15 protein-coding genes are annotated in these 24890 nt (G+C 68.9%); 4 read left to right on the forward strand and 11 right to left on the reverse strand.

Annotation, left to right across the window (positions count from 1 at the left end):
• Window positions 1-18: 18 nt before the first annotated feature.
• From ACH438_RS12780 to ACH438_RS12825, 10 genes are all read right to left on the reverse strand, one after another.
• Window positions 19-1386, reverse strand: a complete 1368-nt coding sequence (locus tag ACH438_RS12780; protein WP_397004424.1) for an acetyl/propionyl/methylcrotonyl-CoA carboxylase subunit alpha — start codon at window positions 1384-1386, stop codon at window positions 19-21.
• Complete coding sequence (locus ACH438_RS12785) at window positions 1383-1928, reverse strand: acetyl-CoA carboxylase biotin carboxyl carrier protein (RefSeq protein WP_397004426.1); 546 nt, start codon at window positions 1926-1928, stop codon at window positions 1383-1385. Before ACH438_RS12785 ends, ACH438_RS12780 begins: the two co-directional genes overlap by 4 nt.
• Window positions 1925-3607 carry an acetyl-CoA carboxylase, carboxyltransferase subunit beta gene (accD, locus tag ACH438_RS12790; protein ID WP_397004428.1) on the reverse strand — a complete coding sequence of 561 codons (1683 nt, stop codon included), beginning with the start codon at window positions 3605-3607 and terminating at the stop codon, window positions 1925-1927. Before accD ends, ACH438_RS12785 begins: the two co-directional genes overlap by 4 nt.
• On the reverse strand, window positions 3604-5172 hold the full coding sequence (locus tag ACH438_RS12795; RefSeq protein WP_397004430.1) for a PfaD family polyunsaturated fatty acid/polyketide biosynthesis protein: 1569 nt from the start codon (window positions 5170-5172) through the stop codon (window positions 3604-3606). Before ACH438_RS12795 ends, accD begins: the two co-directional genes overlap by 4 nt.
• Entirely contained in the window at window positions 5169-7100 is a 1932-nt protein-coding gene (locus tag ACH438_RS12800) for a beta-ketoacyl synthase (protein WP_397004432.1), read from the reverse strand. The genes ACH438_RS12795 and ACH438_RS12800 overlap by 4 nt, the downstream gene beginning before the upstream one ends.
• Window positions 7097-13516: a beta-ketoacyl synthase N-terminal-like domain-containing protein gene (locus ACH438_RS12805; protein ID WP_397004434.1), complete on the reverse strand. Its 6420-nt coding sequence runs from the start codon at window positions 13514-13516 to the stop codon at window positions 7097-7099. Before ACH438_RS12805 ends, ACH438_RS12800 begins: the two co-directional genes overlap by 4 nt.
• Window positions 13517-13550: 34 nt before the next feature.
• On the reverse strand, window positions 13551-14150 hold the full coding sequence (locus ACH438_RS12810; RefSeq protein WP_397004436.1) for an SGNH/GDSL hydrolase family protein: 600 nt from the start codon (window positions 14148-14150) through the stop codon (window positions 13551-13553).
• Window positions 14147-15397 carry an NAD(P)/FAD-dependent oxidoreductase gene (locus ACH438_RS12815; protein WP_397004438.1) on the reverse strand — a complete coding sequence of 417 codons (1251 nt, stop codon included), beginning with the start codon at window positions 15395-15397 and terminating at the stop codon, window positions 14147-14149. The genes ACH438_RS12810 and ACH438_RS12815 overlap by 4 nt, the downstream gene beginning before the upstream one ends.
• A gap of 102 nt (window positions 15398-15499) precedes the next feature.
• A complete protein-coding gene (locus ACH438_RS12820; RefSeq protein ID WP_397004440.1) occupies window positions 15500-17170 on the reverse strand; it encodes an AMP-dependent synthetase/ligase in 1671 nt (556 codons plus the stop codon).
• 75 nt (window positions 17171-17245) lie between these two features.
• Window positions 17246-18217: a LysR family transcriptional regulator gene (locus tag ACH438_RS12825; protein WP_397004442.1), complete on the reverse strand. Its 972-nt coding sequence runs from the start codon at window positions 18215-18217 to the stop codon at window positions 17246-17248.
• Window positions 18218-18699: 482 nt separating this feature from the next.
• Between ACH438_RS12825 and ACH438_RS12830 the strand changes: the two genes are divergently transcribed.
• The 4 genes from ACH438_RS12830 (at window position 18700) to ACH438_RS12845 (ending at window position 21838) form a co-directional block, all read left to right on the forward strand.
• Window positions 18700-19251 (forward strand): HNH endonuclease, encoded by a 552-nt coding sequence (locus tag ACH438_RS12830; protein WP_397004444.1) that lies wholly within the window; start codon window positions 18700-18702, stop codon window positions 19249-19251.
• Window positions 19252-19289: 38 nt separating this feature from the next.
• Window positions 19290-19556 (forward strand): WhiB family transcriptional regulator, encoded by a 267-nt coding sequence (locus ACH438_RS12835; protein ID WP_397004446.1) that lies wholly within the window; start codon window positions 19290-19292, stop codon window positions 19554-19556.
• 124 nt (window positions 19557-19680) lie between these two features.
• Window positions 19681-21354 carry a substrate-binding domain-containing protein gene (locus tag ACH438_RS12840; protein ID WP_397004448.1) on the forward strand — a complete coding sequence of 558 codons (1674 nt, stop codon included), beginning with the start codon at window positions 19681-19683 and terminating at the stop codon, window positions 21352-21354.
• A gap of 67 nt (window positions 21355-21421) precedes the next feature.
• On the forward strand, window positions 21422-21838 hold the full coding sequence (locus ACH438_RS12845; protein ID WP_397004450.1) for a hypothetical protein: 417 nt from the start codon (window positions 21422-21424) through the stop codon (window positions 21836-21838).
• A gap of 76 nt (window positions 21839-21914) precedes the next feature.
• On the opposite strand, the gene gcvP is transcribed toward ACH438_RS12845, so the two are convergent.
• The gene (gene gcvP / locus ACH438_RS12850; protein WP_397004452.1) at window positions 21915-24884 is read right to left on the reverse strand and encodes an aminomethyl-transferring glycine dehydrogenase; all 2970 of its coding nucleotides are present in this window, start codon (window positions 24882-24884) and stop codon (window positions 21915-21917) included.
• Window positions 24885-24890 lie beyond the last annotated feature (6 nt).

Here is a 24890-nt window from a genome sequence, read left to right on the forward strand (position 1 = left end):
GAGCAATCCTGTGGATGGTCAGGAAGCGGCGGGTTGGGGGGTTAGGGAGCCTATCAGGGAGGTGTTGTGGGTGGCGGTGCGGAAGTGGGGGTGGTCGAGGATGTCGTGGAGGTAGTCGGTTGTGGTGGCTATGCCTGGGCCTTGGAGGGAGGTTTCGGCTAGGGCGCGGCGCATGCGGGCTATGGCAGTGGGGCGGTCGGGGGCCCAGACTATGACTTTTGCCAGGAGGGAGTCGTAGTGCGGGGGGATGGAGTAGCCGGGGTGGATGTGGGTGTCCGTGCGGACGAATTGGCCTCCGGGGAGGACGCATTCGGTGAGGGTGCCGGGGGCGGGGGCGAAGTCGCGGTCGGGGTCTTCGGCGTTCAGGCGGCATTCGATGGAGACGCCGGTGGGGTTGCCGCCGGGCGGGAGGGTCAGGGGGTGGCCTGAGGCTATGCGGATTTGCTCGGCTACCAGGTCTGTGCCGGTGACCATTTCGGTTACCGGGTGTTCTACCTGGAGGCGGCAGTTCACTTCCATGAAGTAGAAGTTGCCGTCCTCGTCGAGGAGGAACTCGACGGTACCGGCGCCTACGTAGCCCGCCGCCTTCGCGCCGAGAACGGCTGCGGCGCCGATGCGTTCGGAGAGATCGGTGGAGAGGCCGGGGGCGGGGGCTTCTTCGACCAGTTTCTGGTGGCGGCGTTGCAGGGAGCAGTCGCGGAGGCCCAGGTGGATCACGGTGCCGTGGGTGTCGGCGAGGATCTGGGCTTCTACGTGGCGGGCCGGCTCCAGGCAGCGCTCGATGTAGAGGCGGCCGTCGCCGAAGACCGCGGTGGCATTGGCTCGGGTTTGCTGCCACGCGGTGGCGAAGTCGGCGGGGTCGCGGACTACTCGCATGCCTCGGCCGCCGCCGCCCGCAACGGCTTTCAGGATTACGGGGTAGCCGATGTCACCGGCAAGGTCGCGCGCTTCGTCGACCGATTCCACCGGGTCCAGGCTGCCGGGCAGCAGCGGCAGACCGGCTTCGGTCATCAGAGCACGGGCGGTGGACTTGTCGCCCAGGCGCGCCATCACCTCGGCGGGGGCGCCGATGAAGATCAGCCCCTCGGCCTCGCAGACCTCGGCGAAATCCGGGTTCTCCGAGAGGAATCCGTAGCCGGGGTGGATCGCGTCGGCACCGGTGGCGCGGGCCGCCTCGATGATGGCGGGAATGTAGAGGTAGCTGCGTTTGGCAGGGCCGGGGCCGATCTGGACCGACTCGTCGGCCATACGGACGGCGAGGGAATCGCGGTCGGCGGCCGAATGGACGGCTACGGTGGCGATGCCGAGTTCCGCACACGTGCGGAGGATTCGGACGGCGATCTCACCGCGATTGGCTACCAGAATCTTGCGGATGGGGCGCGTCATCGTAGGGCCTCGAACACGATCAGGGGCTGGCCGTGCTCGACGGATTCGCCGTCCTGGACCAGGAATTCGGCGATCACACCCTCGCGGGAGGCCGTCACCGGGATCATGAGCTTCATGGCCTCGACGATGGCCACCTGCTGACCGGAACGCACCGGGTCACCCTCGGTGACGAACGGCGCGGCACCGGGCTCGGAGGCACGGTAGAAGACGCCCACGGTCTCCGCGGTCAGCGTGAATGTGGCTGTCTCCAAGGCATTTCCGGCACTGGATCCGGAATCCGCGACCGGAGCGGCGGTCGGCGCGACCCGCTCCGCGACGGAAACGGCCGAGCCGCTCTCGACATGCCGCGCCTCCGCCTCCCAGCTGACCCGCAGCACGACAGGACCATTGGCCACCGTCACCGTGGTCGGCGCCGACCCGGCCCGGACGGTCAGCGCGTGCCGGGCGAGCACGGCCAGGCTGTGATCGGCTTCCGTGGCGCTCACGGCGCGGCCGCCGGCCGGAATGTCGAAGGGGACGAGGGTTTCGGTGGACTCGGTCATCGGTTCTCCTGAAGATCGTTGCGGGCCACGCCGAAGGCCCGGAAGCGGGCGTGCCGGTGCGCGAGCAGGTCGCTGGTGGACCAGGCGCGCAGTTCGTGCACGGCCTGGCGGACCGCGCGGCGCAGCAGGGCGGTCGCGGCGGCGGGGTGGGTGTCGGCGCCGCCCTCGGGTTCGGGGACCACCGCATCGGCGATGCCGAGTTCGAGCAGGGCGGCCGAATCCACGCGCAAGGCTCGCGCGGCGCGGGGCGCGGCCGCCGCGTCCTGCCAGAGGATGGAGGCGCAGCCTTCGGCGGTGATCACCGAGTACACGGCGTTCTCGCACACCAGCACCCGATCGGCCACGGCGAGCGCGAGCGCTCCCCCGCTGCCGCCCTCACCGGTGATCACCGCGACCACCGGAACAGGCAGTCCGGCAAGCAGTTTCAGGCTCTCGGCAATGGCCACCGCCTGGCCCTGCTTCTCGGCCTCGATACCGGGATAGGCGCCCGCGGTATCGACCAGCGTGACGACCGGCAGCCCGAGCTTGGCCGCCAGCCGGAACACCCGCGCGGCCTTGCGATATCCCGACGGCGTCGGCATGCCGTAGTTGCGCTGAGCCAATTCGGCGGCCGTATGCCCCTTCTGGGTGCCGACCACGGCCACGGGAACACCGTCCAGCCGGGCAAGGCCGGCGATCATGGCCGGGCAGTCGGCACTCATACGGTCGCCGTGCAGTTCGACGAACTCCTCGAACGCACCGGCCAAATGATCGAGCGTGGTCGGCCGGCCCAGCCGCCGCGCAGCCCGCACCCGATCCCAGGCATCCGCCGTCGGCAGCCCGGCCGGATCGGTGATGACCGCCTCCGCGTCATTGGTGTACGGCCGCGCCGAACGCACGGTCATACCCACCAACCGGATCAGCCGATCCCGCAGGCCCGACCGGTGGCAGATCATGTCGACAATGCCGTGCTCCAGCAGGAACTCCGCAGTCTGGAAGCCGGCGGGCAGCGTCTGCCCGATCGTCTGCCGGATCACCCGCGGCCCCGCGAAACCCAGCCGCGCACCCGGTTCGGCGACGATCACATCGGTCGACGTGGCGTAGGAGGCCGCGACCCCGCCATAGGTGGGATCGGTGATCACCGAAACAGTCAGCACACCCGCCTCATCGAGACGGCGCAAGGCCCGGCTGGTCTTGGCCATCTGCATGAGCGCGACAATGCCCTCCTGCATCCGCGCCCCACCGGACGCGGTAACCAGAATCAGCGGACGCCGTTCGGCCAGCGCCACTTCCGCCGACGCCGTCACCGCCTCACCGACGGCACTGCCCAGACTCCCACCGAGGAACCGGAAGTCCATGGCGGCCACCACGACCGGCACCCCACCGAGCGTCCCGCGCACACAGTTGATCGCGTCCGTCATCCCGGTCCGGCGGCGAGCATCGTCCAGCCGCTCCGGATAGGGACGAGAATCATTGAACTGCAGCGGATCCGCCACCGTCTCGGCGTACTCGATCGGCGTCGCCGACTCCTGATCCAGCAGCAAGTCGATGCGCTGCGCGGCGGTCAGCATGCCGTGGTTGTCGCATTCCGGGCAGACCCGGTCACCGCGCTCGTACCGTTTGACGTAGATCATCGACCCGCACCCCGGGCACACCATCCAGGATGTGCCCGCGGCCGTGCCGGTTTCGAGAATGGTCATCGTTCCTCCAGAGGACGCGGCGCGTACCGGGCGCACTCGGCCGGCAGCCGCACACCGGCCGCACGCAGTTGCGCGACCCGGGTCAGGTAGGCCGCGCCTCGCATGAGCTGGCCCGCGATATCGGCGACCCCGCGATTCCCGGGCACGGCCAGGTAGGTGCCCGACGTCCAGGTGTTGAAGGCGCCCATGGCCGGCCCGCACCAGATCTGGTAGTCGGCCGCCCGATCCGCCTCCCCGCGAATACTCCAGCCCGAGGACAGGCCCAGATACCAGCGGAACACCAGCGCCATCCGCGCCTTCTCATCGCCCTCGGCCGCCGTCAGCTGCGCCGGATCCCGCTCGGTGAAGTAGGTGACGCAGTCCTGCCACACCGTCTCCAGCGGACGGCGGAACAGCTTGGCCTCCAGGTCCTTCCGCACGTCGGCGGGCAGCGCATCCATGCCGGGATAAGCCCGGTACAGGTCGTAGAGCCGCTGCGCCCGGGCCGCGAACATGGTCCCCCGGCGCAGCACCTGCACCTGAACACCGAGTTCGAACATGTCCGAGGACGGCGCCATGATGCAGTCCGCGAACTGCGCGGTGGCCAGCAGATTCTTGGTGGCCTCACACTGATTCGCCTCGCGCGCGGCCTGATTCACCGATCCGGTGACCACATACGCCGCACCCATGGCGAACGCCGCGGCCGCGGCATCGGGAGTACCGATGCCACCGGCGGCCCCGATACGAACCGCTGCCGCGGCAGGCAGTTCCCGTGCGATGCGGTCCCGCGCGGCAACCAGCTCGGGCAGCAGCACCACCAGCGGCCTGCGATCGGTGTGACCGCCCGAATCCGCCTCCGCCGTAATGTCATCCGCCATCGGCACCCGCGCGGCCAGCTCGGCCTGCGCACTGCTGATCCGGCCGTCCGCCACCAGAGCCTGCAGCAACCGAGCAGGCGCCGGACGCAGGAACAGCTCGGCCACCTCGACCCGGGAAACCTTGGCGATCAACCGATTCCGACATTCGATATGCCCCCGCGGATCCACGGTCAGCCCGAGCGCCCGATACCGCACCACCTCGGCGGTGAGATCCATGAACGCCGAAGCCTCGACACACCGCACCTCGTGCCGCAGGCAGGCATCCACGATCGCCCGCTCCAGCGCGGGCTCCGAAGGACTGTGAATCAGATTGCAGGCGAACGGCTTACCCGTCAGCCGCCGCGAGAGCTCGGCGAGTGCCGCCTCGATCCCCGCCGGCGGCACCCCGGCCGCACCGTAACTGGCCAGATATCCGGCCTCAGCCATCGCGATGACCAGCGCGGGCGAGGCGATGCCATTGGCCATCGCACCCGCCGCATACGCCGCCCGCACACCGTGGAAGGACCGGAAGCTCCCGTCCCCCAGCCGTTCCGGCGCCAAGGGCGGCACCGCGGCCAGGATCTGCCCGCGACCGGCCACCCCCGCGTCCGAGGTGGCGCCCATCCGCCCCTCGTGCCGGACGATCCAGCACGGCCGCTCCAGCTCGAGCAGCACCGCGGCGATATCCCCGGCCGTCTCCGCGACGACCGGATTCCGCAAAGTGGTCACGGCAACGCCTTTCGATCGACGATCTCGACCCCGAGGTCGATGAGTTCGTAGATGCGCAGCCCCGGCTTCCACAGCGACCCGTCCACGACGACGGTCGCCCCGTGCGGCCCGCGATGCACCGACTTGATGTGCGCCTCCAGCTCGACACTGCCGTCGGTGGGGAGGAACTGCCCACGGTAGCGCCAGCTGAAAGGAATGTCCCGCGGAATCCGGAACACCGGATCGGCCATGCCGTCGGCGAATCCGGCGTCGAGCATCCACTCCTGCACGGCGTGAATGACCGACTCGACACCCAGCGAACCGGGAATCACCGGGTCCAGATGGAAGTGCCGCGCGAAGAACCAATCCGCCGGGTCGATGGCGCGCAGGGAGTGCAGGTAGCCCGCACGGTACTTACCGCCCTCGTCGATCACCTCGACCCGGTCGATGAGGGCCAGCTTCCGGCGCGAGCACGCCCGCGCCGCTGCGTCCGAGCGCCGCGCCGCCACATCGATGACCCGTGGCCGCACTTCCGGATGTTCGGCCAGCCACGAGGGCGCATACCGTCCGGCATCCAGACCGGTCTGATTGCCCAACGCCTGGTCGCTGAAGTAGCCGAACATGGTCTCGCCGCGATAGAACGGCTCGCCGTCCACACTCAGCGTGTAATCGAAGGTCTGCAAGGACGACCCGGGCAGAATCGTCGTCGACAGCAGCCGCGAATCCTGTTCGATCGTCGCATCGCGCAGATCGACCTGCCGCAATACCGTCGCGGTACCGCCCAGATTGCGCAGGCTCAGCGTGGTGCCGGGCTGGGTCAGGGTCGGCCCCGCGTAGTAGCCCATGAGCAGGGCCGCCTGCAGCGACGTCTCCATGTAGACGAAATGCGGCATGGAATCGTTGGCCGTATCGGCGTAGTACCAGGAATCGGCGGGTGAGTCGTATTCCGTGGTGTACGAGGCCGTTTCCAGATTGCCGCGCGCACCGTCGAAATCACGCACCCGGTCCACCAGCAGCAGTCCGCCGGTCGGGAGCCGAGTCGCCCGCACGCCGGTGTACGGGGCGAACTCCGGACCCATGGCGATGGCTTGATCACCGCGCGCCAGGTGCGCCATATGGAATTCATTGAGCAGCAGATCCGGCACCGCGTGGCCGGGGCCGACCTCCGCGCCGTGCGGCTCGACGAGGCTGACCGAAACCTGCACCGGCTCGGCGCCTTCACCGAAGTAGGCCGTGGCCTGGACATACGGCCGGGGCACCAGATCCGCGCCGTCGATTACCAGTTCGACTGTGCCACTGGCTGTTCCGAGCGCCGACTCCGAGACACCGCCTGTGAACGAGCTCCCGGACAGGCACAACGGCATGCCGGTGTAGAGCACGTACAGCTCCGCTGTCTGCAGTGCGGCCGTGCGGGCATCACCCTCGAATCGGGCGACCACCCGGCCCTTGCCCGCGCCGCCGTACAACTCCAGCCCGGTGACCTCGGTCAGCACGAGCGGCGTGGTGGCGGCCAGCCGCGCCACGGCCTCGACGCCGTCACGCTGGTAGGCAGGCCCGAACACCGCGCCCACCGCACCATTGGCCAACTGCGCCAACGCTTCCCGATCCAGCCGGGTCCGTCCGCTGCGGGCCAGGGGTTTGAATGCCCCCTCGGTCGCACTGTGCACCGGCTGCGCATCCACCACCGTGGGCCGCACCGCCCGCCGCCACAGCTCCCGCTGCAAGGCGATCTGCGCACTCAGCGCGGACCGGTGCGCAGCGACCACACCGGCGCGAATCTGCGCGATCGGATCGATACCACCTGTGGGCCTTGCACTTTCGATGGCCGCCGCCGTCGGCTCCAGGGCAGACTCCGTCTGCTCCAGGGCCGCGCCGGCCGGTGCCACCTCAGCCTGTTGCGGTGCGTTCAGGGGGTCGAAGGCCACCCCGTCGAATTCCAGTACCGTCATGCCGTCCACCGCCTCACCGAGGATCGGAACTTCTCCGTCAGATCGGGTGTCGTCAACACGGTGACATCCGAGAACCGTTGCAGCACGGTGCCGTCCAGGGCCACGGCTGTCGCGTCGATCAGGGCCTCCATCCGCGTGGCCCGCGGATTGTCGGCCACCACCAGGAAGGGCTCACCGGACGGCAGCGGCGCGAAGTAGTCCACGCGGCCGATACCGAGCGGCAGGCAGGCCGCGCCGAGCAGGCGATGACCCAGCACCGGCGGCACCTGCAGGATCAGGTCCGCCTGAACCGGATCGTGCAGGCGGCCCGCATACGCGCCGTGGGCCACCGGAACCGCTGGCAGTGCGCATTCCACCACCAGTGACTCGTCGCTGTCCGCGTGCACCGACCGCAAGCCTTGCAGTGCGGGCGCGTGGAACTGGATTCCGTCGCGGTAGATGTACGCCGCATCGCGGCCGGAGCCATTCCCCAGCCTCTCGGCCGGTACCTTCCGCGGTGGCTGCTCCGGCGCATCGGCCAGCAGCAGCGTCGCCCGGAATCGTGCCGTCGAGTCGGTGAGAACCGTGGCCCGCACGGCGATCCGGCCGTCGACCGGATCGGCGGGGTCGAGCTCGAAGTCCAGTCCGGTCACCGGGTGGTCGAACACCAGGCCCTTGAGCACCTGGAAATCACGCGCACCCACCACGATTCGACCCGGCAGCGCCCGCTCGGCGAGGTTCACCATCGCACCCAGCCCGAAAGTGGCCGGCAGTACGACATGCTCCCCGATGCGATGCGCCTCGATCACCGGCTCGTCGACCAGACCCACGAGGCCACGCCGCGCCCGGATCGGAGCCGGCGCGGGGCCGCCCTCCGACAGCGCGGTCGCCGCACCGACCAGCAATACCGGCTCGGTCCGCCGCGACTCGGTGAACTGCGCCGTGAACGCCGCCGCACCCGCCGCCGGCGCCAGCAGCGGAATACCGCGGGCCCGGAAGTGCTCACGCAGTTCGGGTGTCACCATGCCGCCGTCCCAGGCGCCCCAGTCCAGCGCGGTCACATACCGGTCCGGATGCCGGGCCGCCCAGCTGACGGCGAACCGGCCCAGCGCCTCATTGGCCGACGCGTAGTCCGACTGCCCGGCATTGCCGAACAATCCGGCCACCGAGGTGAACAAGACCAGATGCCGGGGTTCACCCGCCGCGGCGAGCACCGCCGCGAGACCGGCCAGCTTCGGCCGCAGCACCCGGGCAATCGATTCGGCCGTCTTGTCGGGCACGAAGGAATCGGCCAGTACCCCGGCCCCGTGCACGACACCGGTGATCGTCTCGCGCCACGGCGCGAGGGCCTCACGCAATGCATCCGCATCGGTGGCGTCCACCGCGAGATAGTCCGCCCGATCACCGAGCTCATCCAGGGTCGAACGGATCTCCCGTACGGCCCGGACCTCCGAGCACGCCCGATCGATATCGCGCGGAGTGACGCCGGTCCCGGCGAGCGCCCGCACCGCGGCAAGCTTCAGCTCGCCATCGGAAACGTCCTGCGCCCAATCGGGTTCGGCAGTCAGTGCGGTCCGCCCCAGCAGGAGGAACCGGCACTTGCTCACCGTGGCGAGCTCCTGCACGCAGGTCGCGGTGACGCCGCGCGCACCGCCGGTTACCACCAGCACGTCCTGCTCGGTCAGCAGCGCCGCGCCGTATTCCGCGCCGGCACTGATGATCTCGGGCGTCCGTGCCGCACCGTGCCGGCTCGGCACCGGCGTCCGGCGCGCACCCGAGTCATCGATTCCGACCTCGGGCGTATCCCATGCCGAGTCGCACAACTCCTCGAGCACATGCTCGGCCAGCCGCTGCGGCAGGACCGCAGGGTCGATGTCGAGCGCCCGGCAGAACAGCGACGGCTGCTCCGCCGCAAGGCTTTTCACCAAGCCGCCGATGCCGCCCAGCAGGGCCGCCACCGGCTCCGCGTCGCCGCGGAAGCCCAGGCGCCCGTCCAGCCGGGTGACGGTGGCGAACCCGGCGCGGCCGGTGGCCGCCCGCAGCCGGGGCAGTACCTGCCCGGCCACCAGGATGGCGTCGGTGAGAATGCGTTGCGCCTGTTCCCACTCCCCCGCCACACCGGCGACCACCACGCAGGCGTCCACCGGCCCGGTCCCCGTCACCGCATCCGGACTCGTCGCCCGGCGCACCGACCAGCTGCGCGCCCGCAGCAGTTCCTCGATTGCCTCGCAATCGGTTTCGGCCGAATCGTCCAGGCACACCAGCACGGCATGCCCCGCCGGACGGTACGGATCCACCGCCGGATCCACCGGCGGCAGCGCCACCAGCTCCACGACGTGCCGCGGCGCCTCCGCCGCGGCCTCAGCTTTTGGGTGAACATCACCCCCGGCCAGCTCGCTCACGATCTGATCGAGCGTGCGTAGCGTGCCCAGCTGCTCGGGTCCGAGCACGGGTAGCTCCGGGAACCGTTCCTGCAGAGCGCCGATCACCTGCACCCGCTTGATCGAATCCACACCGAGATCCGCTTCCAGATCCATGGTCGGATCGACCATCTCGACCGGGTACCCGGTCTTCTCGGCCACGACCTCACGCAGGGCCTGGCGCAATGCGTCTCCGGAGAGCGCACCATTGGCGGCCGGAGCCGCTGCGCGGCTTGCAGTCTGAGCGGCGACGGGGGCGTCCGCTTCAGGCGCGGACACGGCCGGGTCGGCGTCGGCCCCCGCCAGCTCGTCCACGATCTGATCGAGGGTGCGCAGGGTACCCAACTGCTCGGGTCCGAGCACCGGCAACTCCGGGAACCGCTCCTGCAGAGCGCCGATCACCTGCACCCGCTTGATCGAATCCACACCGAGATCCGCTTCCAGATCCATCGTCGGATCGACCATCTCGACCGGGTACCCGGTCTTCTCGGCCACCACCTCACGCAGCGCCTGACGCAGCGCATCGCCCGAGGTGACACTCACCGCGGCCGGGGCCTGCGGCGGCGTAACCTGCTGTGCAAAAGCAACTTCCGGAACGGCAATCTCCGACACCGCCGGCGCTACCGGAGCGACGGGGGTATGTGCGATCGCGGCGGGGGCCGCAGCCGCGACGGCCTGCACGGGCGCGGTGGCCACCGGCTCCACATACACCGGTACGTTCCGCGGCCGGCTCACCGGCGCGCCGCCCTCGAGCTCGGCCAGCTGCGCCACCACATCGCCTGCGCGGGAGTGGCTTTCGCTGATGGCGACGCCGTGGTCCTTGACCGCTTCGATGGCGCGCACCATGAGCTCGTCGATGCGTCCGTGGCTCAGGGCCCCGGCGAGATCGCGGGCCAGTTCGAGCTGGCCGTCCAGATAGTGGCGGTGAGTGTGCAGATGCTGCACGAGAGCGCTGTCCAGAGCGCTCGGCTCCGGCAGGCGATACTGCGGTTCCGCGGACATGCGGTGCTCCAGAATGCTGGGTGGGGTGGGCGAAGTCCGCTGAGCCGGCGGCACATGGCCTTTTCCGGCAACAGCGGCGGTAGCCGGCGCGGCGTCGACCCCATTGGCGACGAGCGTCGGAGCGGCGAAGGCGGCAGGCGCGGCGAGCGCCGGCGCAACGGCCGCGACAGGCTGTGCGCTCGGAGCGGCCGCGGTCACGCGGTACCCGTCCGAGAGCGCCGCCGCATAGGCGGCACGACGGCTGTCCGGCACGTACTCCGGCGCCGAAATGGTCACCGACATAGCCGGTTTCTTGGCGGGCCGAGCAGGCTCCGGTGCGCCGAAGCGGTTGATGCCGCGCAGGTCGAACCCGAGCACGGCCAGCTGCACCGCTGCCCGCTTGAGGGCCAGATCGCCATTGCCGATCGGGCCCGAGTCGGTGGCGATGGCGATCGCGTCCTCACCGAAGGTGCGGCGCACCAACGAGGTCAGCACCTGCTTGGGACCGAACTCGACGAAGACCGTGCAGCCGTCGCCGTGCATGGCCGTCAGGGCATCGTGGAATTCGACGGGATTGCTCAACTGCGCGGTGAGCGTGGCCCGGTTCTCCTCGGCATCCGCGCCGTACCGTGCGTCCCGCGTATCGGCGTAAACGGGCGCGTCCGGCTCACCGATCTCCACGCCCGCCACCGCATCCCCGAACGCCGTCACCGCGTGAGCAACGTACGGGGTGTGGAAGGCACCCGAGACCGGCAGCTGCCGTGTGACCCAGCCCTTTTCGGTGAAGTGCCCGGTAGCGGCCGCGATGCCTTCGCTGCCGCCACCGACCACGACCTGATCGGGCGCATTGTGGTTGCAGATCCACACATCGCCGATCCCGGCAATAGCCGCCTCGACCTCCGCACGAGAAGCCGCAACCGCGACCATGGTGCCCGCGTCGGTCCCCTCGGCGACCGTCATGGCCGCACCGCGTGCCCGCGCCAGGCTGTAGAAGTCGTCGGTCGTGACCGCACCGGCAGCCCACAGCGCGGTGAGCTCACCGAAACTGTGGCCCAGATATCCGGCGGCGCTGAACCCGAATTCGCTCAGCACCCGGAACTGCCCGGCCGCCAGCGCGCCGATCGCGGGCTGCGCGAACTCGGTGCGCCGCAACAGGTTCTCCTGCGCGGACTTGGCGCCCTCGTCGAAGGCGGGCGCGGGGAACACCACGCTGCCCAGCCGCCGCGACGCGCCGGCGAAGGCGGCATTGGCGGCGTCGAAGGCCGCGCCGACGGGCGGATTGTTCAGGGCCGCATCGAGTCCCATGTCCACGTATTGGCTACCCTGCCCCGCGAACAGCGCACCCACCTTGCGGCCGGCCAGCGCCGCGGCCCGGAAGTACACGCCCTCGGGGTGATTCCAGTGCGCCGCTTCGGGATTGCGCACCAACTCGTCCACGGCCAGTGCCCGCAGATCCGCGGCGGTGTCGTCATCGAGCGAGACGAAACCGATGCGCGCGTGGTCCTCCGGAATATCGCCGCCGTCACCGCCGTCGGTGCTGCGCACCGCGTCGATCAGCCCGGCGACATCGGCCGCATGCCAGATGTGCGCGCGCGGCGTGCGATGCAGGACATGCTGTGCGCCCCGCTCGGAGTCGGCTTCCTCGAGTACCAGGTGGAAGTTGGTGCCGCCGAAGCCCATCGCCGAGGCCGCCGCGCGCCGCACCGGCCGCTGCGGATCCAGGATCCACGGCCGGGTCCGGGTGTTCACGTAGAAAGGCGCCGTCTCGGCGGCGATTTCGCTGTTCGGCGCCTCCACATTGATGGTGCCGGGCAGCACCTTCTGATGCAGCGCCAGCGCCAGCTTCATGACGCTCGCCGTACCGGCCGCACCCTTGGTGTGCCCGATCTGCGATTTCACGCTGCCCAGCGCGGCGAAGCGGGCCTCCGAACTGGCGTCGGCGAGCAGCTCTTTCAGCGCGGTCAGCTCGGTCTTGTCACCGACCGCGGTGCCGGTGGCGTGCGCCTCGATGAGCTCCACATCGGCCGGCGAGCATTCCGCGTCGGCGTAGGCGCGGTCCAAGGCGATCCGCTGCCCCTCGGCGCGCGGCGCGTAGATCGACTTGGACCGGCCGTCACTGGAGGATCCGAGTCCACGGATGACCGCGTAGATCCGGTTCCCGTCCCGGCGTGCGTCCGCCAGCCGGCGCAGCGCCAGCATGGTGATGCCCTCGCCCAGCAGGGTGCCGTCCGCGCCGGCGCCGAACGGGCTGATCTGCCCGCTCGGCGAGAGCGCACCGACCTTGCTGAAACACATGTAGATGAAGATCGTGTTCTCGGTGTCGACGCCACCGGTGATCATCATGTCCGCGCGGCCGTCCTGCAGCTCCGCGATGGCCGTGCGGATGGCGGCCAGCGAGGCCGCGCAGGCCGCGTCGACCGTGCAGTTCATGCCGCCCAGGCCGAGCCGGTTGGCCACCCGTCCCGCAACCACATTCGCGAGCAGACCCGGGAAGGAGTTCTCCTCCCACGGCGCGAAGGCGGCCACGAACCGGTCGGCGATGGCGTCGGCATCGGTGTCCGACAGGCCGACCGAACGCGCGGCCTCCTTCAGCACCGGCGTGGACAGCCGCGCCGCCAGCGGATGCATGAGCGGCACCGGACCGGTGGTCCCGAGCACCACACCCGTGCGAGCCGGGTCGTACCACGGCGAATCGGTGGCTCCCGCGTCGATCAGCAGATCCCGCGCCACACCGAGACTCAATGTCTGCATGGTGCTGGTGACCTCGAGCTGATTCGGCGGCAGCCCGAATTCGAGCGGATCGAAATCGACGTCCGGCAGGAACGCCCCACGCCGCGAATAGGTCTTGTCCGGCGTGGACCGGTCCGCGTCGTAGTAGTCGTCGAGGCTCCAGCGGGAACCCGGCACCTCCTCGGTGCAGTCGACACCGTCGACGATGTTCTGCCAGTACTCTCGATGATTACGTGCCTTGGGCAGCAGGCCCGACATCCCGACAATGGCAATCGGGTCGCGCGCCAGGCGTCTGTCGTCCGTCACAGAAGATCCTCTCGAACCGTGGCCGTCGCGCCGCTCAGGCGGCGACGGTGGTAGCGGTGGTCGACGAAATGAGTTCCGCTGCGGCCGCAGCGAAAAGACGGTGGCCGGACGGGCTGGGGTGCAGCCCGTCCTCGGTCCAGGTGCCGGCCAGTTCCCAATCGGGACGGGCCGAGAGATTCAGCAGCAGTACTCCGTGGTCGGCGGTGACCCGGGCCATGACCGCATTGGCGAAGGCGAAACGCTCGCGCAGCAGGGCGCGGAAGCCCTCCGGAACCGGCAGGCGCGCCGGAATATCCGGATAGTCGGCGGTGAAAACCGTTGCGCCGGTGGCGGACAGCGTGCCGAACAAGATGTTCAGATTGTCCTCGAACCGGTCCGCGTCGAAGGCGCTGACCAGGTCGTTCACCCCGGCCACCACGCCGTAGAGCTCCGCGCGCGCGGCCACCGGCAGCTGCCGGCCGACCACATCGCCGGTGGTGGCCCCGTGCGTACCGAGATTGCGGATGACGCTCGGCCGCAGGCCCAATTGCCCGCCCAGCCGCGGCACCCAGCCGCGATAACCGCCGGCCGCGGCGGGGTCGCCGCGGCCTTCCACGAAACTGTCGCCGAGAGCGACCAGGCCCGGGGCACTCACAGCGCGGCCTCGGCCTTGCTCACGTGCCGCTTGTCCACCGGGAAGCCGATCTGCTCGTACAGCTCGGCGAGCTCGACCTCACCGAAGTACTTCTCCGGCGGGTAGAGACCGGCGATCAGGCCGAAGAACTTCTTGGTGTAATCGGGGCTCATGCTGGTGGCCCGGAACACCGAGTCGTAGTACGGCGTCAGCGAGAGCTCGGAGATGGCGGTGGTCAGTTCGTAGGTGCTGGCGCTCTGCGCGTCGCGCTCGCGCTGGTACTCCGGCAGCGTCTCCTCGAAAGGCCGCCCGCCGGACAGGCTCTCATCGGCCAGATCCGCCAGCAGCTGGGCGTACTTGAAGGAGTCGGTGATGCCCCAGCCGGTGAACGGGTCCTTGTGGTAGCCGGCGTCACCCACCAGCGCCCAGCCCGGCCCGAAGGACTGGCGGCGGTAGTTGTCCGGGTACAGCATGGGCCGGAACGGCTCCACCCGCTCACCCGTGTCCAGCAGGCGCGCACCGAGTTCCGGGTCCACCTGCTGCACGATCTCCTGCACACCGGCGTCCGGGTCGGCCCGGAACTCCCGGAAGCGCTCCCGCTTGCGCATGACCGCCACCAGGTACAGACCGTCATTGGTCGGCCAGGTCGCGAACTGCTGCTCACCGAAACCGGTGCGGTGGTTCATGCCCCAGTCGATGCCGTCGTAGTAGGAGTAGTAGACGAAGCACGCGGCGGGCGAACCCTCGTACACCTGCGCGCCCACCTCCTTGGCGACCGTCGAGGCCGAACCGTCCGCGCCGACCACGAGTTTCGCGCGGAACTCCTGCTCCGGACCCTCACCGCTGCGGCCGCGGATACCCACGACCTGATCGCCGTCCCGCAGCAGACCGGTGACCGTGAAGCCCTCGATCAGCTCCGCACCGGCGGTGCCGGCCTCGTCGACCAGGATCTTGTCCAGCACCGTGCGGCGCGGGCAGTACACGGCATCGATGCCGTCGGCCGACGGATCCGCCATCCCGCGAATATCGATATCGGTGTAGGTGAAGTTGAGGTGCCGCACCGGCGGGCAGCCGGTGGCCACCACCTTGTCGAGCAGACCCCAGGTCTTCAGCAGGCTCAGACCGGCCTGATGGATGTAGTGGGTGGACGGTGTGTCACTGGGGAAGGTGGCGCGATCCACCGCCAGCACCCGATACCCCTTGCGGGCCAGGAGCATGGCCAGCGAAGCGCCGGACACCCGCGTACCGACAACGATGACGTCGTACATGACTGATCACTTTCCGGTCGTCGAATTTCATTTCGAGTCTGTCGGCACCGAACGGCCGGAACCACGGTGCGGCACCGTAATTCATCGGCCGATCGGCCTCGGCTATCGCCGGTACAGCTGATCGATATCTGCGGAATACGCTTCCGCGATCGCCGCGCGCCGCAGTTTCAGTGAGGAGGTCAACAATCCATTGGCAACGGTGAAATCGCCTGCCACAATGCGAAACTCACGAATCGATTCGGCACGCGACACCAGCGAATTGGCGTCATCGATCGACGCGCGGATCTCCGCCGCCGGATCCTGGCCCGGATGGTCCAGCAGCCACTCGGCCGCCCGGTCCGCGTCCAGGGTCACCAGCGCGGTCACGAAGGCCTGACCCTCGCCCACCACCATGCAATTGCTGACCAGTGGATGCAGCCGCACCCGATCCTCCAGCGGCGCCGGCGCGACGTTCTTGCCGCCCGAGGTCACCAGAATCTCCTTCTTGCGCCCGGTGATCCGCAGATAACCGTCGTCGAGCTCACCCACATCGCCGGTGTGCAGCCAGCCCGCCTCGTCCACCGGACGCTGCGCTTCCGCCGCACCCCAGTACCCGGGCGAGACGTGCGGGCCGCTGACCAGCACCTCACCGTCGCTCGCGATCGCCACCGCCGTACCGGGAATCGGCTTGCCCACGGTCCCCACCCGATTGGTCTCGGGCGCGCTGACCGTCACCGCGGTCGCCGCCTCGGTGAGGCCGTAGCAGTTGAGGATCACCGTGCCGAAGGCCGCGTAGAACCCGGCCGTCGAATCATCGAGCGAGGCGCCCCCGGAGATCACATAGCGCAGCCGGCCACCCAGCGCCGCCGCCACCGGATGATCCTCCGGCACAGCCGCTTCGCCGCCGGTGAGCAGCAGTAATCCGCTCACCACCGCTTCCCGCTCGGCATCCTCGCTCAGCAGCGATCGGCAGTGCTTGCGAATCTTCTCCAGCGCGTAGGGAATCAGGGCCAGGAAGGTGGGCCGCAGCCGCGCCAGCGCGGGCACCAGATCCGGAATGCCCGGCAGCAGATGGGTGCGCGCCCCGCCGAACAGGCAGGCGAACAACATGGTCTGGCCGAAGACGTGCGACAGCGGCAGGGCCAGCGCGGTGGTGCCGTCGAACAGCGTGCCGGTCTGGCGGACCGTATTGGCCGCGGACACATACATATTGCGGTGGGTGATCGTGCAGCCCTTGGACAAACCCGTGGTGCCGCTGGTGTAGACGATCATGGCGAGGTCGTCCACCGTCACCTGCGCGACCCGCTCGCCCAGATCCGCGCGCAGCGGGCCCGCGGCCCAGCCGGCGATATCGCCGAACGACCACACCTCCGCCGCGCCCGCCGCCACCAGCCGCTCGGCGTCCTCGCCCGTCTCGGCCGCGAAGAACCTACTGCCGCTGTCCCGCAGGATGTGCTCGATCTGGATGGCCGACGAGGTCGGATACACCGGCACCACCACGGCGCCGACGGCCAGCGCCGCGCAATCCAGCAGCGCCCATTCCAGACTCGTGCGTCCGAGGATCACCACCCGGTCCCCGGCCGCCACGTCGCGATCGAGCAGGGCCGAGGCGATGGCCCGCACCCGGGTGTCGAATTCGGCGCACGTGAGGGGCATATCCTCCCCCGCGGCGAGGGTATGCCGTTCCGGATTCCGCTGCGCCGCCTCCGCGACGATCGCGTACAAACTCGCATTGGCGGCCGGTTCGAAACCGTTTCCGGTCATGGACCTGTCGACCAGAGGCACAATATTCACAAGTCGAATTCTGTCCGGCGACAATCATTCTCGTCGCCGCCCGCACCATTGTTCCTACCGTGCGAGAGTAATTGCCTATCGAATGGCCGCCGCCGTCATCGGACGGGCATCATCGAACTGCGTCGGTTCCGGCGACGGCACCGGATCCGGTGAATCGGCGGACTCCACACAATCCAGAAAGGCAGCCACCGCCGGATTCGTTTCCTCCGCCCGCCACACCGCGTACAAATCCAGTGTGGGTACCGGGTCCGACAACTTCACCGCGACGGAACCGCTGCCGGGTGAGCCCATGCCCATGGAGATCGCGCGCGGCAGCGAGGCGAACCCCACCAGCGGCCGCACCGACACCATGTGCGCAGTGGCGCCCGGGTCGTCGGCGTGATGCGCCACGCTGAGCGAGATCCGGGACTGCGCGGCGGCCCGGAAGATGGCGTCGTACATGGCCGGACACTGCTCCCGCTGGAACAGCACACACTCCTGACCCTGTAGTTCCGCGAACGGCACCCCCGGGCGATCGGCCCAGCGGTGCCGCCGGCCCACCACCGCCACCAGCGGAACCCGGTGCAGCAACTTGCGATACCGGAAGTCCGAGGTGCTGGGATGGCCGTACACCATGGCGATGTCGAGCGAGCCGTCCGATAGTCCGGCCAGCTGTGGTCCGGTGCGCTTCTCCCACAGCGACACCACCACATCGGGATGTCGTTCGGTCATGCGCACCAGGGTGTCCGGTAGGACGTGCCGGCTGGCGGGGAGGTTGTAGCCGATATTGAGGGTGCCCGCGCGGCCTTCCGCGGTGGCCTTGGCCACCCGGGCGGCCCGGTCCAGGTGGGCGACGATCTGGCGGGCCTGTAGCTCGAACTCGCGCCCGGCCGGGGTGAGCCGGACCTCATGGGAATTCCGGGCGACCAGTTGGACCCCGAGCGACTTCTCCAGCTTCTGCAGCTGGGCGGACAGGCTTGGCTGGGTCAGATGGAGGCGCTGCGCTGCGCGACCGAAATGCAACTCTTCGGCGATGGTAATAAATGAGACTAAATGTCGGATCTCCATGACGCCGGTCTCCTTCCGAGTACCCGTCACGGTAGCCGCAGCAGGTAACCGGCGATGAACCGAACGGACACATCCGCCGCCAACTCGGTTGCGTACCAGTGAATCTCACCCACCGCGCCACCGGCTATGATAGCGCCCCGATGTGACATGCGCCTCCCCGGAACAAACGCGGGCATACGATCGTTGAACCTGTGCGGTCATCCCCGGGGGCGAAAAATCACCCGACAAACCATGGCCGTTGTGTCACCATCACTTTCACCGAAGATCACCCGACCGACACCGGTCATTACCCGCAGGAAGGAGGAGACGGCATGACTCCCGCCTACGCAGAACACCTCGCGTTGCCGCTGGGACGGCTCGATGACAGCCAGCAGATCAGCCGTCTCCAGACGTTCGCCTAGACCGTCGCTCTCTCCCTTCCCGCCTCTTCCGCTCGATTTCCGTCGGTGTATCGAGCGACCTCACGAAACATGGTGACCCCCATGCTGTTCCCTTCTGTCGACGACCCGGAGATAACCGCAGACAACTGGATACACGCAGGTGTACTGCTGCTCAACGCCTCCTACGAGGCCCTGACCACGATCCGCGCCGAACGCGCGGTGGTGCTGCTGCTCGGCGGCGCCGCCGAGACCGTCGCGGATCGGCAGCCGCACTTCCCGATTCGCTCGAAGCACCTGGAGATGGCACTCCCGGAGACCATCCGGCTGCACCGCTACATCTACCTCGAGCACCGAATCCTGGTCGCCGACGAGAACAGCCGGGCCACCCTCGGCGCCATCCTGCGGCGTGATCAGTTCCGCTGCGGGTACTGCGCCGGGTGGGCCCGCACCGTGGACCACATCCGCCCGCGATCCCGCGGTGGCCCCAACACCTGGGGAAACCTCATCGCGGCCTGCGGCCCGTGCAATACGTACAAGGCGGACCGGACTCCCGAAGAGGCCGGTATGCGCCTGCTGTGGGAGCCCCGAGCTCCCAAGGACAGGGAGAAGACCCAGCGCCGGATCTGGAAAGACCTGGCCACGACAACCAACTGATCACCCCTGAGTTATCGGGCACGAAAGGAGAAGATCCGATGACGACCACAGCACTTCGGGAGCCGACCCTGGCGGATCTGCTCCCCATTTCCGACTCGAAGGATTACTGGCAGCACGCCGCGTGCAAGGGCGACCCCAACCACGAGGCCTGGTTCCCGTACCCGTCGCAGGACTTCGACTACGCGCGAAAGATCTGCGCGGGCTGCCCGATCCGCCGCGAATGCGCCGAGTTCGCCACCAGCACCGGCCAGTCCGGCGTCTGGGGCGGGCACGAGTTCGACCGCGGCAAGATGATCAGGGAGTAAGGACCGACCGGTCCGGATCGGCGGCTACCGCGCTGTACGGTAGCCGCCGATTCGATGCCGGTCGGCTTTTCGCGTAACCGCCTGGCACAGGTGGCCGAAATGCCGTGAACATACACTGTTCGCCGTGGGTACTCATCGCGCCACCGGCGGTTCACGAGGTGTCAGCAAAGGACCGGTTATCGCAGTGGCGGCGGTACTCGTCTTAGCGCTCGCCTTCGTCGGCTGGGCCTGGCTCTCCAATCACGCCAAGCAACGCGACAATGCCGCGGCCGGCTCCTGCCTGGACGGCACCAGCACCCTCGATGTCACCGTCGACCCCGCCCTCGCAGGCCCGGTCAAGGCCGCGGCCGATCGGTTCGACAGCACCCAGCCGCACGTGCGCGACCACTGCGCGCAGGTGGTCGTGAACCCGCAGCCCACCGCGGCCATGGTCACCTCGTTCACCTCGGCGCAGCCGTGGGACAAGAACCTCGGCCCGCAGCCCGGACTCTGGATCCCGCAGTCCTCCCGCGCGATCGAGCAGATGCGAGTGCCCGGCCTCATCGCCGGCACCCCGGCCTCGCTCGCGGTCAGCCCCATTTCGCTTGCGGTCCCGGACCCGTTGCGACGCGCGCTGGAAGCCGCGCAGATCAAATGGTCGGATCTGCCGCGGCTGCAACAGGGCTCGCTGAGCAGTATCAACCTCGCGGCCTGGGGCAAGTTGAATCTGGCCATGCCCGCCGGTGACGCCTCGCTCGCGGTCGCCGAACAGGTGGGCGCGGATATCTCGGGCACCGACCCGCTCGATGACAAAGCGGTCGCCACCGGGCAGGTCATCTCGGCCGTCTCCGGGCTCGCCGCGGGCGCGCCGCCGGAAAAGGACGTGACCACCGCGCTCAACGATCTGGCCGCGGCCGCCGACGCCAATGCCCCGCTGCACGCCGTGGCCGCCACCGAACAGCAGATCCACGCGCACAACGGCCTGACCGTATTCCGGCCCACCGGCAACGGTCCCGTCGCCGACTATCCCGCGGCCCAGCTCACCGGGAGCTGGGTGGACCAGACGCAGAACGCGATCGCGAGCCTGTTCGCCGACTTCCTGCGCGCCCCGGAACAGTCGAAACTGTTCACCGACAGCGGTTTCGGCGCCGCGGCCCAGGCCACCGTCGCCGTACCGCCGAAGCCCGTGCTGGACAAGGTGAATCAACTGCTCGCGCACCCGATCCTCGGCGTGCAGGCCACCGTGCTGCTGGACGTCTCCTCCACCATGGCCACCCAGGACGGCAGCCTGACCCGGCTCGCGAACTCCATCGGCGCCCTGGAATCCACCATGAACGTCATGCCGCCCGATTTCGGGCTCGGCGTCTGGACCTACGGCAAGAACCTCAATGGCGACACCCCGTACAAGGTCCTCACGCCCACCGCGCAATTGACCCAGGACCAGCGCAATGCCATCGACCAGGCGCTGTCGAACGTCTCCCCCGACACCACCAAGGCCGACCGCGCCTACCCGACGCTCGAGGCCGCCTACAAGGCCGCGGTCGCCAACTACACCGCCGGGCGCACCAATTCGATCCTGCTCATCACCCACGGTCCCGAGGACGATTCCACGCTGACCGGCGATCAACTGCTCGCCGATATCGCGGCGGCCACGGACCCGGCGCATCCGGTGCGGGTGGATGTCATCGTGATCGGCGGCGCGGGCACCCAGACCCTGCAGACGCTGACCCAGCGCACCGGCGGCACCTATACCAAGGTCGACGCCAGTAATGAGCTTGCCTTCGGAACCGCCGTATCGGGGGTCCTCACCACGCCGTAGAAACCGCCCAGCAACACGTCGGCGCTTCTTTCCCGATTTCCCGGCAAACCCGTGGCATATTCGGCGAATGGCACACAGTACAGGTACTCCCGAGCCCACGCTGAAACAAGGTCTGGCCGCCGGAACCTCCATCGGGGCGGGCGTGCTGATGCTGGTCATCGGCGCGCTGTCGATCCTGGAGGGCATTTCCGCCGCGTCCTCGGACGACCTCCTGGTCGTCGGCACCAATGACTACATCTACAAGTTCAATACGCATGCCTGGGGCTGGATCCACATCATCGTGGGCATCCTCGTCATCATCACCGCCTACGGGCTGATGACCGGGACCACCTGGGGCCGCGTCGGGGCCATGATCATGGCGGCCCTGTCCATCGTGGCGAACTTCCTGTGGATGCCCTACTACCCGGCCTGGTCGCTGCTCATCATCGCCCTCGACGCACTCGTCATCTGGGCCATCGCGACCTGGAAGCCGACCACGGCCTGAGGCTGCGGCCGCTCCCGAAAGACCTGCGCCCCACCAGTGAGAACTGGTGGGGCGCAGTGCATTCACGGCGTGCCGACTACTCGGCGTAGGCGTCCATCGGGGGGCAGGAGCAGACCAGATTGCGGTCGCCGAACGCGCCGTCGATGCGGCGGACCGACGGCCACACCTTGGCCCGGGACTGGTGCTTCACCCCGCGCGGGTAGACCGCGGTCTCCCGGCTGTAGGGGTGATCCCATTCGCCGACAAGGCATTCCGCGGTGTGCGGGGCGCCGCGCAGCGGGTTGTCCTCCACCGGCCACACGCCCGCCTCGACCTGATCGATCTCACCCTTGATGGCGATCATGGCCTCGATGAAGGCGTCCAGCTCCTCGAGGTTCTCGCTCTCGGTGGGCTCCACCATGAGCGTGCCCGCCACCGGGAAGCTCATGGTCGGAGCGTGGAAGCCGTAGTCCGCCAGGCGCTTCGCCACATCGTCGACGGTGACGCCGGTGCGCTTGGTGATCTCGCGCAGGTCCAGGATGCACTCGTGGGCGACCATGCCGTTGTCGCCGGTGTAGAGCACTGGGAAATGCGGATCCAGCTTGCGCGCAATGTAATTCGCCGACGCGATGGCGGTCAGCGTGGCCCGGCGCAGGCCGTCGGCGCCCATCATGCGGATGTAGGACCAGGTGATCGGCAGAATCGAGGCCGAACCGTACTTGGCCGCCGACACCGCGTGCGAACCCGGCACCAGCGGATCGCCCGGCAGGTACTGCGCCAGGTGCTCACGCACCGCCACCGGGCCCACACCCGGGCCCCCGCCGCCGTGCGGGATGCAGAAGGTCTTGTGCAGGTTCAGATGGCTGACATCGCCGCCGAACCGGCCCGGGCGGGCAAGTCCGACAAGGGCGTTCAGGTTCGCGCCGTCCACGTACACCTGGCCGCCGGCATCGTGCACCAGCGCGCACAGCTCGGCCACCTCGTGCTCGTACACGCCGTGCGTGGACGGGTAGGTGATCATGATGCAGGCCAGCCGATCCGCGTGATCGGCGATCTTGGCGCGCAGATCGTCCAGATCGATATCGCCGTTGGGGCGGGTCTTCACGACCTCCACCCGCATGCCGACCATGGCGGCCGACGCGGCATTGGTGCCGTGCGCACTGGACGGGATCAGGCAGGTATCGCGGTGCGAATCACCACGATCCAGGTGGTAGCGGCGAATCGCCAGCAGGCCCGCGTACTCGCCCTGGCTACCGGCATTGGGCTGCAACGAGACCCGGTCATAGCCGGTCACCGCGGACAGCCAGCCCTCCAGATCCTCGATCAGCTTGATCAGGCCCGGCGCGTCCTCGACCGGCGCGTACGGGTGCACCCGATTGAAGCCCGGCCAGGTGATGGACTCCATCTCGGCCACGGCGTTCAGCTTCATGGTGCAGGAACCGAGCGGAATCATGCTGCGGTCCAGGGCGATATCCTTGTCCGACAGCGCGCGCAGGTAGCGCAGCATGGCGGTCTCGGTGCGGTACTTGGTGAACGCCGGCGCGGTCAGGAACTCCGAGGTGCGAACCTCGATGTGCGGGCGCTGCTTACCGTGGAAGAGCGCGCCCTCCGGGCCCACCGGGATCTCGGCGCCGAAGCAGTCCAGCACGTCGACCACATGGGTGTCGGTGGTGACCTCGTCGCAGGCGATGCTCACATGATCGGCATCGACCAGGCGCAGATTGATGCCGCGGCCCTTGGCCTTGGCCACAATGGCTTCCGCGCCACCGGGCACGTTCACCAGCACGGTGTCGAAGAAGGTCTGGTGCACGACCGCGTCACCGAGCCCGGCGGCCAGCCACTGCGCGTGCCCGTGCACCCGCCGCGCGAGCGACCGCAGCCCGTCCGCGCCGTGGTAGGAGGCGTACATGGCGGCCAGAATGGCCAGCAGCACCTGCGCGGTGCAGATGTTCGAGGTCGCCTTCTCGCGGCGAATATGCTGCTCACGGGTCTGCAGCGCGAGGCGGTAGGCGAGATTGCCGTCCGCGTCCACCGAGACGCCGACCAGGCGGCCGGGCAGCTGGCGCGCATGCGCCTCGCGCACCACGAGATATCCCGCGTGCGGGCCGCCGAAGCCGAGCGGCACGCCGAAACGCTGGGTGGTGCCGAAGCAGACGTCCGCGCCCTGCTCACCGGGCGGCGTGATCAGGGTCAGCGCAAGCAGATCCGCGCCGACCGCCACCAGCGCGCCGCGCTCGTGGGCGGCCGCGATGACCGGGGCCCAATCCACGAGCCGGCCGGAGGCGCCGGGCTGCTGCACCAGTACGCCGAAGAACTCGCCCTCGGGTAGTTCGCCGCCGGACAGATCCGCCTCGACGAGCTCGATGCCCATCGGCTCGGCCCGGGTGGCCAGCACCGTGCGCGTCTGCGGGAAGAGATCGGCGTCGATGAGCAGGCGCTGCGACTTGCTCTTGCGGTTGGCCCGCTGCAGCAGGGTCATGGCCTCGGCGGCGGCGGTGGCCTCGTCCAGCATGGACGCGTTGGCCACCTCCATGCCGGTCAGCTCGGCCACCATGGTCTGGAAGTTGAGCAGCGCCTCGAGCCGGCCCTGGCTGATCTCCGGCTGGTAGGGCGTGTACGCGGTGTACCAGGCGGGGTTCTCGACCAGGTTGCGCAGCAGCACCGGCGGAGTGTGGGTGTCGTAGTAGCCCAGCCCGATCATGGAGGTGGCCACGGTGTTCGAGTTCGCCAGTGCCGCAAGCTCGCTCAGCGCTTCATGCTCGGACAGCGCCGGCGGGAGCGCGGCCAGGCCGTTCTCCGCGACGGGGTCGAGAATGCCGGCGGGCACGGCGCGGGTGGCGAGCTCGTCCAGCGACTCGACGCCGACGGTGGCCAGGATGCGGTCCAGTTCGCCGCTGTCGGGGCCGATGTGGCGGTCGGCAAAGGATCGAGTCCAGATCACGGCTGCTCCAAAGGGGTGGGCGGGGTCGACCTCCGAGGTCGACTCGTTCGTCTGCCCTCCCCCTCTGTCTTTGGCGCCTGAGAGATTCAAGCCCCGGCCACGCTGTGGCCGTTGCCCTTTCACCATGGGCGG

This window comes from Nocardia sp. NPDC020380, from assembly GCF_044386975.1.
Lineage (GTDB): Bacteria > Actinomycetota > Actinomycetes > Mycobacteriales > Mycobacteriaceae > Nocardia.

Excerpts from the sequence above, each read along its gene's own strand:
- accD (WP_397004428.1), bottom strand. The coding sequence starts at position 3,607 with ATGACCATTCTCGAAACCGGCACGGCCGCGGGCACATCCTGGATGGTG.
- ACH438_RS12830 (WP_397004444.1), top strand. The coding sequence starts at position 18,700 with ATGCTGTTCCCTTCTGTCGACGACCCGGAGATAACCGCAGACAACTGG.
- ACH438_RS12845 (WP_397004450.1), top strand. The coding sequence starts at position 21,422 with ATGGCACACAGTACAGGTACTCCCGAGCCCACGCTGAAACAAGGTCTG.
- ACH438_RS12815 (WP_397004438.1), bottom strand. The coding sequence starts at position 15,397 with ATGTACGACGTCATCGTTGTCGGTACGCGGGTGTCCGGCGCTTCGCTG.
- ACH438_RS12835 (WP_397004446.1), top strand. The coding sequence starts at position 19,290 with ATGACGACCACAGCACTTCGGGAGCCGACCCTGGCGGATCTGCTCCCC.
- ACH438_RS12780 (WP_397004424.1), bottom strand. The coding sequence starts at position 1,386 with ATGACGCGCCCCATCCGCAAGATTCTGGTAGCCAATCGCGGTGAGATC.
- ACH438_RS12785 (WP_397004426.1), bottom strand. The coding sequence starts at position 1,928 with ATGACCGAGTCCACCGAAACCCTCGTCCCCTTCGACATTCCGGCCGGC.
- gcvP (WP_397004452.1), bottom strand. The coding sequence starts at position 24,884 with ATGGTGAAAGGGCAACGGCCACAGCGTGGCCGGGGCTTGAATCTCTCA.
- ACH438_RS12825 (WP_397004442.1), bottom strand. The coding sequence starts at position 18,217 with ATGGAGATCCGACATTTAGTCTCATTTATTACCATCGCCGAAGAGTTG.
- ACH438_RS12800 (WP_397004432.1), bottom strand. The coding sequence starts at position 7,100 with ATGACGGTACTGGAATTCGACGGGGTGGCCTTCGACCCCCTGAACGCA.